Raw genomic sequence first — 14374 nt, 5'->3', positions numbered from 1 at the left:
GCGGTGCCCGCGCGCCGGGCGCTGGTCCGGCGCCCGGCGGCGGTCCCGGCGCGCCCGGGAGCCTGCCCGGTGCTGTCGGACGGCCCGCCTAGCGTGCTCGGACGATGACCGATCCCGCCGCTCCGCAGCCCGTCCCGCAGGCCCCCGGCCAGCAGCCGCCCGTCCCGTCCGCCGCCCCGCCGGGTGCCGGCGCGCCGGTCACCGCCCCGCTGACCGCGCCCGGCGCCACCGCCGCCGGTGCGGGCCCGGCGCCCGGCGCATCCGCCGCGTCCGCCGCCCCGGCGGTCGTGCCCGAGCAGCTGCCGCCCGGGCACCAGGCCACCGGGCCGCTGCCGGGGCGCCCGCCAGCGCCGCCGGCCGGCCCGTCGGTCGGTCCGCGCCGGCGCACGGTCCCGCGCGTGCGGATGGGCCCGTGGGCGCCGGTGGCGGGCGGGGCGCTCGGCCTCGTGGCCGGGGTGGTCGCCGTCCTGCTGCTCGCCGGGCGGGCCGACGGCTACGCGGAGGGCCTCTCGCTCACCCTGCTGGTCGTCGGGCTCACCCTGCTCGGCGCCGCCGGGGTGCTGCTGGCCGACGAGGTGCGGGTGGTACGCCGCGGCACCAGCGACGCCGGCGTCCGCCCGCAGTGGGTGGAGGCCACCGCGGGCCTGGTCAACGGGCTCACGCCCGCCCGGCTGCTGCTGGGCACGTCGGCCTTCGTGCTGTTCCTCTCGGCCTACGCCGCGACCTGACCGCCGCGACCTGACCGCCGCGACCTGACCGCCGCGACCTGACCGCCGCGACCTGACCGCCGCGACCTGACCGCCGCCACGCGAGCCGGCGCGCGGTCGCGCCGGCTCAGGCCCCGGAGTCCTGGTGGTGGTCGGGGTCGCGCAGCTCGCCCGGGTCCATCCGCCCGTCGACGATGTCCCCGGCGAGGTCGTCGACGACGCGGCCGGTGGCGAACGCGTGCGCCCGCAGCACGGTCAGGGTGTCGACGACGTCGAGGTCGAGGGCCACGGAGGCGACGCCGGTCGCCTGCCAGACCCGGTTGCGGCGGCGGGCGTCGGGGGAGTCCCACCAGCGGGCGCCCTCGTCGGCCCGTGCCCCGCCCGAGGAGCGCACCATCTCCTCCGTGAGCACCAGCACCGCGGCCTCGACCTCCTCGCGCGGCACGCCGGTCAGCGTGTCCAGCTCGCGGGCGTAGAGGTCGACCACGATCGTCGGGCCCAGCGGCGGCGCCAGCGGCAGCGAGAACACCGCCCGGAAGGGCGTCTCGCCGAGCAGCGCGTCGTGCAGCTCGGGCCAGTTGCGGTTGATGTCCTCGATGTCGAACACGATCGCCCGCCCGGTGTCGTGCGCGCGCAGGCACGGCCCGTCGCCGGTGGTGAACTGCAGCTGCTCGGCGCGCGAGGTGGTGCGGTCGCTGGCGCCGATCGGCGTCCGCAGGCCCGCGCCCTCGTGGATGCTCAGCGCGGCGCCGTCGACGCCGACCGCCTGCGCGAAGGCCCGGGCCAGCCGGGAGGGGGCCATCTCGGGGCCGCCCTCGCCGTCCCCCGGAGGGTCCTGCAGTGCCTCGAGGAAGCGCCCCGCCGCGTCGTCCGATGTCACCGATCCGGTCTCCTCACGTTCCGATCGCGCGACCACCTTCGTGCACGGCCGCGGGCGGCACCACACCGGGGTCGCTCAGCGGTACGCGTCGACGGCGAGCACCACGGCCAGCGCCAGCCCGGCGACCGCGATGAGCCGCCGCAGCAGCGCCTGCGGGGCCCGGCGAACCACCCGCGGGCCGAGCCGCCCGCCCACCAGGCAGCCCAGCGCGAGGGGCAGGGCCGCGCTCCAGGCCACGTCGGCCAGCACGATGAAGCCGACGGCGGCCACCGCGTTGGCCGACCCCAGGACGACGTTCTTGAGCGCGTTGCTGCGCGGCAGCGCCTCGCCGGTGCCGAGCAGCACGGTGGCCAGCAGCAGCACGCCCGCGGCCGCGCCGAAGTAGCCGCCGTAGACGGCGATCAGCCCGGTGAGCGCGACCAGCCACCAGGGGTCCCGCGCCCCGTGCGCCCGGCGCCCCTCGGCGGCCAGCTCGGCCGGTGGCCGCTGCAGCAGGATGGCCAGCGCCGCCGCGCCGATGAGCACGGGCACCAGCCGCTCGAACGCCTCGGCCGGGGTGACGAGCAGGAGCAGCGCGCCCGCGGTGCCGCCGAGGGCGCCGGCGACGACCAGCGGCACCAGCCGCCGGCCCTGCCCGGCGAGCTCGGGCCGCGAGGCGCTCACCGACCCGACGCTGGTGAGCACCAGGGCCACGGTGTTGGTGACGTTGGCGGTGACCGGCGGCAGGCCGGTGGCCAGCAGCGCGGGGTAGCTGACCAGCGAGGCGAGCCCGGCGATGCTGCCGGTGAGGCCCGCGCCGACGCCGGCGGCCACGAGCAGCAGCCACTCGAGGACGCTCACCGGGTCACCAGCACCAGGACCGCGACGACGCCGAGCACGACGATCGCCGTCCGCAGCACCGCCGACGGCAGCCGTCGTCCGTAGCGGGCGCCGAGCAGGCCGCCGGCCAGCGAGCCGGCCGCGACCAGGCCGGCCGCGGGCCAGTCCACCCGGTCGGCGGCGACGAGCACGTAGGCCAGCGCCGCCACCCCGTTGACCGCGGAGGTGAGCACGTTCTTGAGCGCGTTGAGCCGCTGCAGGGGCTCGGCGAGCAGCAGCCCGAACAGCCCGACCTGCAGCACGCCCTGGCTGGCCGCGAAGTACCCGCCGTAGCTGCCGGTGGCGTAGGCGGCGCCCACGAGCCCGGCCAGGCGCCACCCGCGCGGCGGCCCGGGGGCGCCGGCGCGGCGGGCGGCCAGCCGCCGGGTGAGCAGCGGCTGCACGGCCACCAGCACCACCGCGAGTCCGACCAGCGCCGGCACGACCGCCTCGAACGCCGCGGCCGGCAGGTGCAGCAGCAGGAAGGCGCCGGTGAGCGCGCCCAGCACGGACGCGGGCAGCAGCCGCAGCAGCAGCCCGCGCTGGCCGGACAGCTCCCGCCGGTAGCCGACCGCGCCGCCGACGTTGCCGGGCACCAGGCCCAGGCTGTTGGTCACGCTGGCGGTGACCGGCGGCAGGCCGGTGGCGAGCAGCACCGGGAAGGTGACCAGCGTCCCGGAGCCGACGACGGCGTTGATCGCCCCCGCGGCGAGCCCGGCGACGGCGACCGCTGCCATCTCCCATCCCGTCACGACCGCATCAGCGGAAGCCTGGCACAGCCGCCCGGGCCGGGCGGACCCCCGTCAGGCGGGGACGGTCACCTCGTCGTGGGCGGGGGAGGAGACGTCGACCCGGTTCTTGCCGGCCGCCTTGGCCGCGTACATGGCGGCGTCGGCCCGGCGCAGGGTGGCCGACGGCGAGCCGCCGGGCTCCAGACGGGCGGCGCCGACGCTGGCGCCGACCCACGCGGTGTCCTCGCCGAGCAGGACCGGGCGCGACACGGCCTCGACCAGCCGCTGGCCCAGGGCCCGGGCGTCGGCCTCGTCCCCGTCGGGCATGAGGACCGCGAACTCGTCCCCGCCGAGGCGGGCGCACAGGTCACCCTCGCGGACGGCCGCCGACAGGCGCGCGGCCACCTCCGTGAGCAGCTCGTCGCCGGCCGCGTGCCCCAGCCGGTCGTTGACCCGCTTGAAGTCGTCGAGGTCGACGAACAGGGCCCAGCCCCCGGACGGCCGCTGCGCGTCGAGCGCGGAGGTGAAGGCCGCCCGGTTGGCGAGTCCGGTGAGCGCGTCGGTGAGGGCGCGGGTGCGGACCTCCTCGTGGGCCTCCGCCCCGCGCAGCGCCAGGCTCACCTGGTTGAGCAGCGACCGGGCGGCGACCACGCCCTCGGAGGGCACGGCCGGCGCCGCGCCCATCAGCACCACGGTGCCCGGCACGCCGGGCATCGGCAGGCAGGACCAGGCGGCCCGCACGCCGGCCGCCCCCGTCAGCTCCGCCGTGGGGGACACCGGGTACTCCGGGGACACGGCGAGGTCGCCGGGGAAGGACGAGCGGGGCAGCGGCGGCGGGTCCGACCGGAACGGTCCGGCGTGCCCGAGCGGGACGAGCAGCCCGTCGGCCTCCGCGAGGACGACCACGCGCAGGCCCGGGGTGGCGGCGCAGACGGCGGCCCAGGCCTCACCCGCGCGGCGCAGGACGGCGTCCCGGTCGGTGAGCCCCAGCAGCTGCGTGCCCAGCGTGGCGAGCGCGCCGTCCCGACGCCGGGACTGCTCGCGGCCGAAGAGCTGGCTCGCCAGGTGGCGGGCGACGGCGACGGTCACCGCCATCACCGGCAGGGTGCCGGCGACGGCGGCGGCGTGCACCGGGGCGGTCCCGAACAGGTGCGGCCCGGCGAGGGTGGCGGCGAGCAGCGCGGCGCCCACGCCCGTGGCGTGCAGGGCCACCCCGCGGCCGCCGCCGTAGACCGAGCGGGACCACAGCATGGGGAAGGCCAGGCCGAAGGCGGCGGCCGGGACGCCCAGCGGGGCGGTGAACGCCGCCAGCGCGACGACGTCCACCACGTCGCAGGCCACCACCGCCCGGCCGCGCCGGTAGCGCACCACGGCGGAGGCGGCGATCGCGGCCGAGGCGACCGCCAGGGGGAGGGCGCCGCCCCGCGCGAGCGCCGGTGCGGCCGCCCCGATCGTCAGCAGCAGCGACGCCAGGACGCACAGGCCGAACAGCCAGCGGGTGCGTTCGACGAGGGCGTCGGGGCGGGACCAGGGGGCACCGGAGGTGGTGCGCGGCGGCTCCGCAGCGGTCATGGCGGTCTCCTGGGGACGGGGTCCTGCCCAGGAGATCGGTCCGTTCGGGTTCCGGCTCGACCCGTGCCGCGTGGATCTCCTCCGGACGGGTCAGTCGTCCTTGCGGCCGGCGTCGACCACCCGCAGCACCAGCTCGCCCGCCTCGTCGGAGGCCGCCAGGTCCACCTCGGCGTCGATGCCCCAGTCGTGGTCGCCGGCCGGGTCGTCGAGGACCTGCCGGACCCGCCAGATCCCGGGCGTCGACCGGTCCCACACGAGCAGCGCGGGCCCGCGGGCGTCCGCGCCGGTGCCCAGCTCGCCGTGCTCGGCGAAGTAGCCGCGGACCACCTCGCCCCACCGCTCGGCGTCCCAGCCGGAGCCGGCGTCGAGCTCGCCGAGGTCGTACCAGCGGCGCCGCGCCCACAGCTGCACGCGGGCGAACAGCGCGTTGCGCACCATCGCGGTGAACGCGCGCTCGTTGCCGGTGAGCGGCCGGGCGCGGGCCGGCACGGCGACCGGCTCGTCCAGCGGCTGGTCGGGGCTGGTGAGCTGCTCCCACTCGTCCAGCAGGGAGGAGTCCACCTGCCGCACCAGCTCGCCGAGCCACTCGACGACGTCGACGACCTCCTCGGTGCGCGCCGCCGCCGGGACGCCCGAGCGCAGCGCCTTGACCGCGTCGGACAGGTACCGCAGCACCGCGCCCTCGGAGCGGGTGAGCCCGTAGAGGGAGACGAACTCCTTGAACGTGAGCGCCCGCTCCCACATCTCGCGGACGACCGCCTTCGGCGAGGGGTGCGCGTCGCGGGCCCACGGGTTGCTGCGGACGTAGACGTCGAAGGCGTGCTCGAGCAGCTCCTCGAGCGGCTTCGGGTACGTGACGTCCTCGAGCAGCTCGATGCGCTCCTCGTACTCGATGCCCTCGGCCTTCATCTGCGCGACCGCCTCGCCGCGGGCCTTGTTGGCCTGCGCCGCGAGCACCTGCCGCGGGTCGTCGAGCGTGGCCTCCAGGACGCTGACGACGTCGAGGGCGAAGGTGTCGCCGTCGGGGTCCAGCAGCTCGACGGCGGCGAGCGCGAACGTCGACAGCGGGGTGTTGAGCGCGAAGTCCGGCGGCAGGTCGACCGTCAGCCGGTACCGGCGGCCGTCGGCCTCCGGCTCGGGCAGCCGCTCCAGGACGCCGGCCTGCAGCAGCGAGCGGGCGATGCCGACGGCCTCCCGGATGTGCCGCAGCTGCCGCTTGCGCGGCTCGTGGTTGTCGGTGAGCAGCCGGCGCATCGCGGCGAACGGGTCGCCGGGCCGGTCGACGACGTCGAGCAGCATCGACGTCGAGACGCGGAAGGAGCTCTGCAGCGGCTCGGGCTCGGCGGCGACGAGGCGGTCCATCGTCGCCTGCGACCAGGGCACCATGCCCTCGGGCGCCTTCTTCCGCACGAGCTTGCGGCGCTTCTTCGGGTCGTCGGCGACCTTGGCGAACTGCCGCAGGTTCTCCACCTCGTGCTCGGGCGCCTGCACGACGACGGTGCCCGCCGTGTCGTAGCCGGCCCGCCCGGCGCGGCCGGCGATCTGGTGGAACTCGCGGGCGTTGAGCAGGCGGGTGCGGGTGCCGTCGTACTTGCTGAGCGCGGAGAACAGCACGGTGCGGATGGGCACGTTGATGCCGACGCCGAGGGTGTCGGTGCCGCAGATGACCTTGAGCAGCCCGGCCTGGGCGAGGGTCTCCACCAGCCGGCGGTACTTCGGCAGCATCCCGGCGTGGTGGACGCCGATGCCGTGGCGCACCAGCCGCGACAGCGTCTGCCCGAACGCGGAGGTGAACCGGAACCCGCCGATCGCGTCGGCGATCGCGGCCTTCTCCTCCTTGGAGCAGACGTTGACGCTCATCAGCGCCTGGGCCCGCTCCAGGGCCTGCGCCTGGGTGAAGTGGACGACGTAGACCGGCGCCTGCCGGGTGTCCAGGAGCTCCTGGATCGTCTCGTGCGCCGGCGTCGTCGCGTACCAGTGGTGCAGCGGGACCGGTCGCTCGGCGGTGGCCACCAGCGCGGTGGGCCGGCCGGTCCGCCGGCCCAGGTCCTCACGGAGCCGGGTGGTGTCGCCGAGCGTGGCGCTCATCAGGAGGAACTGGGCGCGCGGCAGCTCCAGCAGCGGCACCTGCCAGGCCCAGCCGCGGTCGGGGTCGCCGTAGAAGTGGAACTCGTCCATGACGACGAGGCCGATGTCGGCGTCGGCACCCTCGCGCAGCGCGACGTTGGCCAGCACCTCGGCGGTGCAGGCGATGACCGGCGCGTCCCGGTTCACCGCGGCGTCGCCGGTGAGCATCCCGACGTTGGCGGCGCCGAACACCCCGCACAGCGCGAAGAACTTCTCGCTGACCAGCGCCTTGATGGGCGCCGTGTAGAAGCTGCGCCGCCCCGCGGCCAGCGCCGCGTACTGCGCGCCGGTGGCGACCAGGGACTTGCCGGAGCCGGTCGGCGTCGCCAGGACGACGTTCGCGCCGCTGACCAGCTCGATCAGCGCCTCCTCCTGGTGCGGGTACAGCGGCGTGCCGCCGTCCTCCGCCCAGGCGGCGAACGAGGTGAACAGCTCGTCGGGGTCGTCGCCGCGGGCCCGCAGCGCGCCGAGGTCGCGGGGGTCGTCGAGCAGGGGGAGGGGCGCCGGCCCCGTCGTGCTGGTGGTCATCGTGGGGGACAGCGTGCCGGACGGCCCGGGACTTCCCGGCGGGGCTCCCGCGAGCGCCCGCAGGTAACGAAACGGCCACGACCCCTCTCGGTGAGGTGTGGGATGGCCGACGTATGGTGACAAGGTGAACAACAGGTGAACGCGAAGTGAGGTAGAGATGCGCGTCGAGGAACGACCCCTGATCCACTGGGTGCCCGTGACCGGCCGGGACGGCCGTCGCCACATGGAGATGCGGTGGGACGCCGCCGCGCTGGGCGTGCCCGCGCCCGCGCACGACCTGCGCAAGACCGCCTGAGCGGTCCCGCCGGGTTCCGCCGGCGGGTGCCCGGGTAGGCGGACGACGGCGCGGTGCGGGGGGGAGACGACCCCCGCGACCGCGCGCCGTCCACCCGTGCACCGAGGAGCCCCCGTGTCGTCACCCCGTCCCGAGTCCCAGTCCGAGCAGCAGCAGACCCCGCCCGGCACGCTGGGCGAGATGGACCCGAAGCCCGACCACGGCGAGGAGAGCTACCGCGGGTCGGGCCGGCTCACCGGAAAGGCCGCCGTCATCACCGGCGGCGACAGCGGCATCGGCCGCGCCGTGGCCATCGCCTTCGCCCGCGAGGGTGCCGACGTCCTCATCAGCTACCTCGACGAGCACGAGGACGCCGAGGACACCGCGCGGTACGTGCGCGAGGCGGGCCGGACGTGCGTCCTGGTCCCCGGGGACATCTCCGACAAGGCGCACGTCAAGACGATCGTGCCGAAGGCCGTCGAGGCGTTCGGCCGGATCGACGTCCTGGTGAACAACGCGGCGTTCCAGATGAACCACGAGTCGCTCGACGAGGTCTCCGACGACGAGTGGGACCACACCCTCGCCACCAACCTGACGGCGATGTTCGTGCTCTGCCGCGACGCGATCCCGCACATGCAGGCGGGCGCGTCGATCATCAACTCGTCGTCGGTGAACTCCGACATGCCGAGCCCGACCCTCGCGCCCTACGCCATGACCAAGGCCGGCATCGCCAACTTCACCGCGAGCCTCGCCCAGCTGCTGGCGGAGAAGGGCATCCGGGCCAACAGCGTGGCGCCGGGGCCGGTCTGGACGCCGCTGATCCCCGCGACCATGCCGCCGGAGAAGGTGGAGAGCTTCGGCCAGCAGGTGCCGCTGGGCCGCGCCGCGCAGCCGGCCGAGCTCGCGCCGGTGTACGTGCTGCTGGCCAGCGACGAGGCGTCCTACGTGTCCGGCGCCCGCGTCGCGGTCACCGGCGGCAAGCCGATCCTCTGACGGGTCGCGCGACGATCAGCTGAGCTCACGTCCGCGCGTCCTGGCTCACCGTCGGCGGTGAGCCAGGACGCCGCACGATCAGCTCGCCTGATCATGCGGGCGAGCGCCGCGACGTCGGCCGGGCCGACGCGGCAGCAGCCGCCGACCAGCCGGGCACCCGCGCCGACCCAGGCGGCGGCGTCGTCCGGGTCGATCCCGCCGGTGCCGGTCCACCGCCGCTGTGCCGCGTCCCAGCCCTCCCCGGAGTTCGGGTAGGCCACCAGCGGCACCCCGGCCGACGCCGCGGCCGCCAGCGCCGGGCCCACGCCCGCCGGGTCGGTGCAGTTGACGCCGACGGCGACCACCTCCGGCACGCCGCGCGCCAGCGCGAACACGTCCGCGGCCGGCTCCCCGCGGCGGGTGCGGGCCACGCCGTCGGCGCCGACGACGGTGGTCAGCGACAGCCACACGGGCACGCGCAGCGCGGTCGCCTCGGCGAGCACCGCCTCGACCTCGGCGGCTGCGGGCAGCGTCTCGCAGGCCAGCACGTCGGCCCCGGCCTCGGCCAGTGCCGCCATCCGCGGGCGGTGGAAGGCCCGCAGCCGGTCGACGCCGACCTCGCCGACGTACGCGCCGGTGTACTCCGAGCCGTCGGCGAGCGCCGCGCCGTAGGGCCCGACCGACCCGGCCACCCAGGAGCCCGGCGCGCCCTCGCGGGCCAGCGCGACCGAGCGGGCGACCAGCGCCAGCGCCTCCTCCCGGTCCAGGCCCGCGGCGGCGAACCCCTCGACCGTCGCCTGGTAGCTCGCCGTCGTCGCCATCTGCGCGCCGGCGGCGGCGAAGGCGGCGTGCGCGGCGACCACCGCGCCCGGGTCGTCGCGCAGCAGCCGCGCCGACCACAGCGCCGAGGACACGTCGTGCCCGCGCGCCTCGAGCTCGGTGGACAGCCCGCCGTCGAGGACGACGGGACCGGTGGCGAGCGCGTCGGCGAGGGAGGTCACCGGCCCATCGTCCCGCCCTGCGGCCGGACGGGGGCGCCCGCAGGATCGGGGGATGGTCTTCATCTGGAGCAGCAACTGGCGCCCCCGGCGCCGCCGCCGCGGGTACGGCCCGCCGCCCGGCTACGGGTACGGCTACCCGCCGCCGGGCTACGGCCGCCGCCGCCGGGACGACTCGTGCCTGCGCGACCTGCTGTTCCTCAACACCGGCTGCTGCCTGGCCAACGCGATCGGCTGCGGCGTCGACGGGCTGTTCCTCGTGCCGACGACGGTCCGCCACGTCTCCGCCGCCGGCACCGGCCCGCGGGGCTCGCGCGTCGCCGAGCGGCTGGTGGCCGCGGTGCGCGTCTACCAGCGCGAGATTAGCCCCCGGCGCCCGCCGTGCTGCTCGTTCAGCCCCACGTGCTCGGCCTACGCCGTCGAGGCGCTGGAGCGCCACGGTGCCCGCCGCGGTGCCTGGCTGACCGTGCGCCGGCTGGTGCGCTGCCGCCCCGGCGCGGCCGGCGGTGCGGACCCGGTGCCCGCGGCCGCCTGAGGTCAGCGGGCGAGGCGGTAGTGGCTCAGCACGACCCCGGTGGTCGTGGGCACCGACTCGACCAGCTCCCAGCGCAGGTGCGCGCCGGCGGGGAAGAGCGTGCGGCCGCTGCCGAGCACGACCGGGGCGACGGCGAGCCACGCGTCGTCGACCAGGCCCGCCGGCAGCAGCGTGGCCAGCAGGTCGGGGCTGCCGAGCACGGTGAGGTCGAGGTCGGTGCCGGCCTTGAGCTCGGCCACCGTCCGCGCCGCGTCGCCGGCGAGCACGGTCGTGTTCGCCCAGGTGGGCGCATAGCCGGCGTCCCGGGTGACGACGTACTTCCGCTTCGCGTCGAGCACGGGGCCGAACGGGTTGTCGGTCGTGCCGGCCCACGCGGCCTGCATCGACTCGAAGGTGCGCCGGCCGAAGAGCATCGCGCCCTCGCCGGCCATCCCGCGGCCCATCACCTCGCCCATCACCGCGTCGGGATAGGGGCCGAACCAGCCGCCGTGGGCGAAGCCGCCCCGGGTGTCCTCGTCCGGCGACCCGGGGGCCTGGGCGACGCCGTCCAGACTGACGTTCTCGACGATCGAGATGGTGCCCATGTCACTCCTCCGCTCCGACTGCTACCGAAGTAGTAGTAGTAGCCGCTACGCAATACGTAGCGCAAGAGGTAGCCTCGGCCCGTGCCCGAGCGCAGCTACGACGACCCGTGCGGCATCGCCCGTGCCCTCGACGCGGTGGGGGAGCGCTGGGCGCTGCTCGTCGTCCGCGAGCTGCTGCTCGGCCCCAAGCGCTACAGCGAGCTCGCCCGCGGCCTACCCGGCAGCAGCCCCACGGTGCTCAGCCAGCGGCTGCGCGACCTGGAGGCGTCGGGGATCGTCACCCGCACGACGGCGGGCCCCCCGGGCGGCGGGCGGGTCTACGCGCTGACGCCCCGCGGCCGCGAGCTCGACGACGTCCTGCTGGCGTTGGGCCGCTGGGGCTCGCGCACGGAGCAGACGTCGACCGGCGCGCTGTCGCCCGACGCGTTCGTGCTCGCGCTGCGCACCACGGCCGACCCCGCGCGGCTGGCCGGGTGGTCGGCGCGGGTGGAGCTGCGGATCGAGGACGACGCCGCGCCCGACCGGGTCACGCTCATCGTCGACGGCGGCCGGCTCGCGGCCGCGCGCGGTCCCGCCGGGGAGCCCGACGCCGTCCTCGCCGGGCCCGGCGCGGTGCTGCGGCCGGTGGCGTTCGGCCGGCGGTCCCTCGACGACGCGCTCGCGACCGGTGACCTGCGGCTTGACGGTGACGCGGCGGCGGTGCGCCGGCTGCTGGGCGCCGTCGTCCCGCCGCTCCCGGTGTGAGTCGCACGTGTGCGCTGGTGCGCCTCGACGAGGAGCAATCGTGCGGACAGCGGGAGCGGAAGCGGTACCGTCGGGTCTCCATTCGTCCACGGGGGGACATCGATGGTGCGCCGGTCACTTGTGCTCATGACGGCAGTCGCGGGCATCCTGCTCTCAGCTTGTTCCGCTGGCTCGGTCGAGACTCAGGAGCCAGCCGCAGCAACGGCCGTGATGCCGGTCTTCCGTGGGCCGTCCGGTCTGGAGCGAGAGTCCGAGGACGCAGCGCGCGCCGTCGTCGAAGAGCGGAGAGCCGCTGAGGCGGCGGCGCAGGCTCAGCAGGCAGCAGAGGCGCAGCAGGCAGCGGAGGCGCAGCAGGCAGCGGAGGCGGCGCAGGCCGCTGCGCAAGCCGCGGAGGCTGAGTCGTATGGCGGCCCTTCGGTCGACGAGGACTGCATCGGTTACGGCTGCAGTCCTGAGCAGGACGCTGCGATCAACGAAGCCGAGCGCGCAGCCAACGAGGACTACGGTCCCGGGTGCGATTACCAGTTGTGCGGTCAGTCAGAGCCCGAGCAGTCCGCCGACGTAGAGCCCGTCCCCGACATGCCGATGCCGGACGGCGCCAGCTCGTGCGACTGGGGGCCGGACGGTCTTCCTGCGTGTGAGTGATCGCTGAGGAGTCGGCCGCGCTCACCGTTGTCTGTAGTGGGGGACAAGCCGGCGTAGCGACGACGGCCTGCACGGCAAGCGCTTCTTCGAGCGGCGCCGTGATCGCGGGAGCGGGGGTGTCGGGGAGACTGTCCGGGTGCCAGCCAGCGACGAGACCTCCGGCGACCTCCCGGTCACCGGGTCCCTCGTCGTGCCGGCGTCGGCCCTGTCGTGGCGGTTCTCCCGCTCCTCGGGCCCGGGTGGGCAGGGCGTCAACACCGCCGACTCGCAGGTCGAGCTGTCGGTCGCCCCGCTGGAGCTGCCCGGCCTGACCGGCGCCCAGCGCGACCGGCTCGGGCAGCGGCTGGCCGGCCGGCTCGCCGACGGCGTGCTCACCATCGCCGCCAGCGAGCACCGCCAGCAGCTGCGCAACCGGCAGGCCGCCCGCGAGCGGCTGGCCGCGGTCCTGCGCGCCGCACTGGCCCCGCCTCCGCCGCCGCGCCGGCGCACGAAGCCGACCCGCGGCTCGCAGGAGCGGCGGATCGCCGAGAAGAAGCGCCGCGGCGAGCTCAAGCGCCGCCGCGGCGGGTGGGACTGACCGGCTACAGCTCCGGCATCGGCACGCCGGGCGGGCGCACCGCCACCCACAGCGGCAGCTGGCCGTCGGCCGAGCGGGTCGCCTCGACGACCTCGAAGCCCAGCCCGCGGGCGAACCGCACCACCGCCCAGGCGGGAGCGACCAGCGCGGCGGGGACCCCGTCGCGGTCGCAGCGGTCGAGCACCGGCGCGAGCACCGCGCCGCCGAGGCCGCGGCGCCGCGCGCGCGGCCGGGTGACGAGCACCCGCAGCCGCCAGTGCGGCTCGCGGGGGAGGGCCGCGGCGAGCACCTCGTCGGTGCGGGCGACGGCGTCGGCCCGGTCGGCGTGCAGCCGCGGGACCTCGCGGCCCAGCGCCGCGGCGACGTCGGCCGGCAGCGGGTCGGCCGCGCCGTCGGGCGCCTGCCAGGAGGCGACGGCGTCGACGTCCTCGCTCACCCAGGTGGTGCCGGTGGTGACGCCGCGGTGCGCGTCGAGCTCGGCCAGCCGGGTCAGCCGCTGGGTGCGCCCGTCGAGGGGCAGCGCCCAGCGCACCCACCGCGACTCGGCCAGCGACACCGTCACCGTGGCGGCGATCCGGGGGATGTCGCGCGGCTCGGCGGGCCGGATGACGGGGACGCCGACGTGGACCGTCGGCCCGGGCTCGCTCATGCCGCCATGACACCACGGCCCGCGCGCACGGGCCCGGACACGGCGACGGGGGCCGGTCCACAGCGGACCGGCCCCCGTCGGAGGTCGTGCGGGACGTCGCTCAGACGTCGAAGCCGGCGCGGTCGACCTTGCGGTGGTACCGCGTCCCGAGCTTGCCGCCCAGGACCGCGCCGAGCAGCGTCACCAGCAGCGCGGCGACGCCGGCGACGATCCCGGCCGTGGTGAGGGTGTCCCCGCTGATCGGGATGCTCGGCAGGTTGAGCTGCGAGAGCACGTTGTACTCCGAGCCGAGCACGGCACCGAGGATCGCGAGGGCGGCGATGACGAGCAGGCCGATCACCCACACCGCGACGCCCTGCCGGACGCCGTCGAAGCGGGCCATGCGCCCGGCGACGTAGCCACCGGCGAGGTAGGCGAGGAACAGCACCACCAGCAGCGCGATGCCGCCGACGATGCCGATGGTGTCGGCCTGCGCGGTGGCCTGGTCCGCGGCCTGGTCGACGGCCTGGTCGACGCTGGAGACCTGCGTCAGGCCGAAGGCGACGCCGGCCGCGGACAGCAGGGCCAGCAGGATCACGGCCAGGCCGTTGGCGGACAGCCAGCCGAAGAAGGCCGCTCCCCACTTGATGCCGCCGAAGCGGGCGTGCTGGGCGTCGACGGCGTCCCGGGCCTTGCCGCGGGTGGACGACGCGCCGGCCGACGCCGAGGTGGTGTCGCTTCCGTACGAGGAGCTCATGGTGCCTTCCTGGGAACAGGCGCGACCGGCCGTCCGGGGCGTGCGGGACGGCCGGTCGCGGGGGAGGGGGTCCGGTGCCGCGTGGCGGCCCGGCGGCCCCGTCCCCGCCCCGGTCCGGGACGGGGACGGGGTCTCGGCTCAGCGGCCGATCTTGCCGTCGTCGTCGCGGTCGAGGGCGTCCTTGGCCTTCTGCACGAAGCCGCGGTCGTCCCGGCCGGTGGTGCCGGTCGTGGTGCCGGTGCCGGCGGTGCCGGCGA

15 protein-coding genes are annotated in these 14374 nt (G+C 76.5%); 6 read left to right on the top strand and 9 right to left on the bottom strand.

The genetic code is table 11. From position 1 onward, the window contains the following. The first annotated feature begins 104 nt into the window (after window positions 1-104). Window positions 105-728 (top strand): hypothetical protein, encoded by a 624-nt coding sequence (locus tag BUE37_RS24090; protein ID WP_175562958.1) that lies wholly within the window; start codon window positions 105-107, stop codon window positions 726-728. 106 nt (window positions 729-834) lie between these two features. On the opposite strand, the gene BUE37_RS21480 is transcribed toward BUE37_RS24090, so the two are convergent. The 5 genes from BUE37_RS21480 to BUE37_RS21460 form a co-directional block, all read right to left on the bottom strand. Beyond that, on the bottom strand, window positions 835-1587 hold the full coding sequence (locus tag BUE37_RS21480) for a hypothetical protein (RefSeq protein ID WP_083629005.1): 753 nt from the start codon (window positions 1585-1587) through the stop codon (window positions 835-837). 75 nt (window positions 1588-1662) lie between these two features. Further along, on the bottom strand, window positions 1663-2427 hold the full coding sequence (locus tag BUE37_RS21475; protein ID WP_073422505.1) for a sulfite exporter TauE/SafE family protein: 765 nt from the start codon (window positions 2425-2427) through the stop codon (window positions 1663-1665). Beyond that, window positions 2424-3182: a sulfite exporter TauE/SafE family protein gene (locus BUE37_RS21470; protein WP_245794851.1), complete on the bottom strand. Its 759-nt coding sequence runs from the start codon at window positions 3180-3182 to the stop codon at window positions 2424-2426. Before BUE37_RS21470 ends, BUE37_RS21475 begins: the two co-directional genes overlap by 4 nt. Window positions 3183-3248: 66 nt before the next feature. Then, the gene (locus BUE37_RS21465) at window positions 3249-4748 is read right to left on the bottom strand and encodes a GGDEF domain-containing protein (protein WP_073422503.1); all 1500 of its coding nucleotides are present in this window, start codon (window positions 4746-4748) and stop codon (window positions 3249-3251) included. Window positions 4749-4838: 90 nt separating this feature from the next. Then, a complete protein-coding gene (locus BUE37_RS21460) occupies window positions 4839-7403 on the bottom strand; it encodes a DEAD/DEAH box helicase (RefSeq protein WP_073422502.1) in 2565 nt (854 codons plus the stop codon). A 409-nt stretch (window positions 7404-7812) separates the two neighbouring features. Here BUE37_RS21460 and BUE37_RS21455 point away from each other — a divergent pair, with 409 nt between their 5' ends. Then, window positions 7813-8670 carry an SDR family oxidoreductase gene (locus BUE37_RS21455; RefSeq protein ID WP_245794849.1) on the top strand — a complete coding sequence of 286 codons (858 nt, stop codon included), beginning with the start codon at window positions 7813-7815 and terminating at the stop codon, window positions 8668-8670. Here the strand turns inward: BUE37_RS21455 and mmuM are convergent. Then, a complete protein-coding gene (mmuM, locus tag BUE37_RS21450; protein ID WP_083629004.1) occupies window positions 8619-9650 on the bottom strand; it encodes a homocysteine S-methyltransferase in 1032 nt (343 codons plus the stop codon). The genes BUE37_RS21455 and mmuM overlap by 52 nt on opposite strands. 52 nt (window positions 9651-9702) lie before the next feature. On the opposite strand from mmuM, the gene yidD reads away from it, so the two are divergent. Next, complete coding sequence (gene yidD / locus BUE37_RS24670; RefSeq protein ID WP_245794847.1) at window positions 9703-10182, top strand: membrane protein insertion efficiency factor YidD; 480 nt, start codon at window positions 9703-9705, stop codon at window positions 10180-10182. Window positions 10183-10184: 2 nt separating this feature from the next. On the opposite strand, the gene BUE37_RS21440 is transcribed toward yidD, so the two are convergent. Further along, window positions 10185-10766 carry a dihydrofolate reductase family protein gene (locus tag BUE37_RS21440; protein ID WP_073422501.1) on the bottom strand — a complete coding sequence of 194 codons (582 nt, stop codon included), beginning with the start codon at window positions 10764-10766 and terminating at the stop codon, window positions 10185-10187. 81 nt (window positions 10767-10847) lie between these two features. Between BUE37_RS21440 and BUE37_RS21435 the strand changes: the two genes are divergently transcribed. The 3 genes from BUE37_RS21435 to arfB all read left to right on the top strand — a co-directional run bounded on the left by BUE37_RS21435 (window position 10848) and on the right by arfB (window position 12732). Then, window positions 10848-11510 carry a winged helix-turn-helix transcriptional regulator gene (locus BUE37_RS21435; protein WP_073422500.1) on the top strand — a complete coding sequence of 221 codons (663 nt, stop codon included), beginning with the start codon at window positions 10848-10850 and terminating at the stop codon, window positions 11508-11510. Window positions 11511-11636: 126 nt separating this feature from the next. Then, a complete protein-coding gene (locus BUE37_RS21430) occupies window positions 11637-12155 on the top strand; it encodes a hypothetical protein (RefSeq protein WP_139253093.1) in 519 nt (172 codons plus the stop codon). Between the two features lie 136 nt (window positions 12156-12291). Further along, window positions 12292-12732, top strand: a complete 441-nt coding sequence (gene arfB, locus BUE37_RS21425) for an alternative ribosome rescue aminoacyl-tRNA hydrolase ArfB (RefSeq protein ID WP_073422498.1) — start codon at window positions 12292-12294, stop codon at window positions 12730-12732. A gap of 4 nt (window positions 12733-12736) precedes the next feature. On the opposite strand, the gene BUE37_RS21420 is transcribed toward arfB, so the two are convergent. Both BUE37_RS21420 and BUE37_RS21415 read right to left on the bottom strand, forming a co-directional pair. Then, the gene (locus BUE37_RS21420) at window positions 12737-13381 is read right to left on the bottom strand and encodes a GNAT family protein (RefSeq protein WP_073422497.1); all 645 of its coding nucleotides are present in this window, start codon (window positions 13379-13381) and stop codon (window positions 12737-12739) included. 100 nt (window positions 13382-13481) lie between these two features. Beyond that, on the bottom strand, window positions 13482-14117 hold the full coding sequence (locus BUE37_RS21415) for a hypothetical protein (RefSeq protein WP_073422496.1): 636 nt from the start codon (window positions 14115-14117) through the stop codon (window positions 13482-13484). Between the last annotated feature and the right edge of the window lie 257 nt (window positions 14118-14374).

The organism is Geodermatophilus nigrescens (genome assembly GCF_900129495.1).
Taxonomy (GTDB): Bacteria; Actinomycetota; Actinomycetes; order Mycobacteriales; family Geodermatophilaceae; genus Geodermatophilus; species Geodermatophilus nigrescens.
The sequence above is the reverse complement of the archived record's forward strand: the minus strand, read 5'-3'. Positions and strand labels throughout refer to the sequence as shown.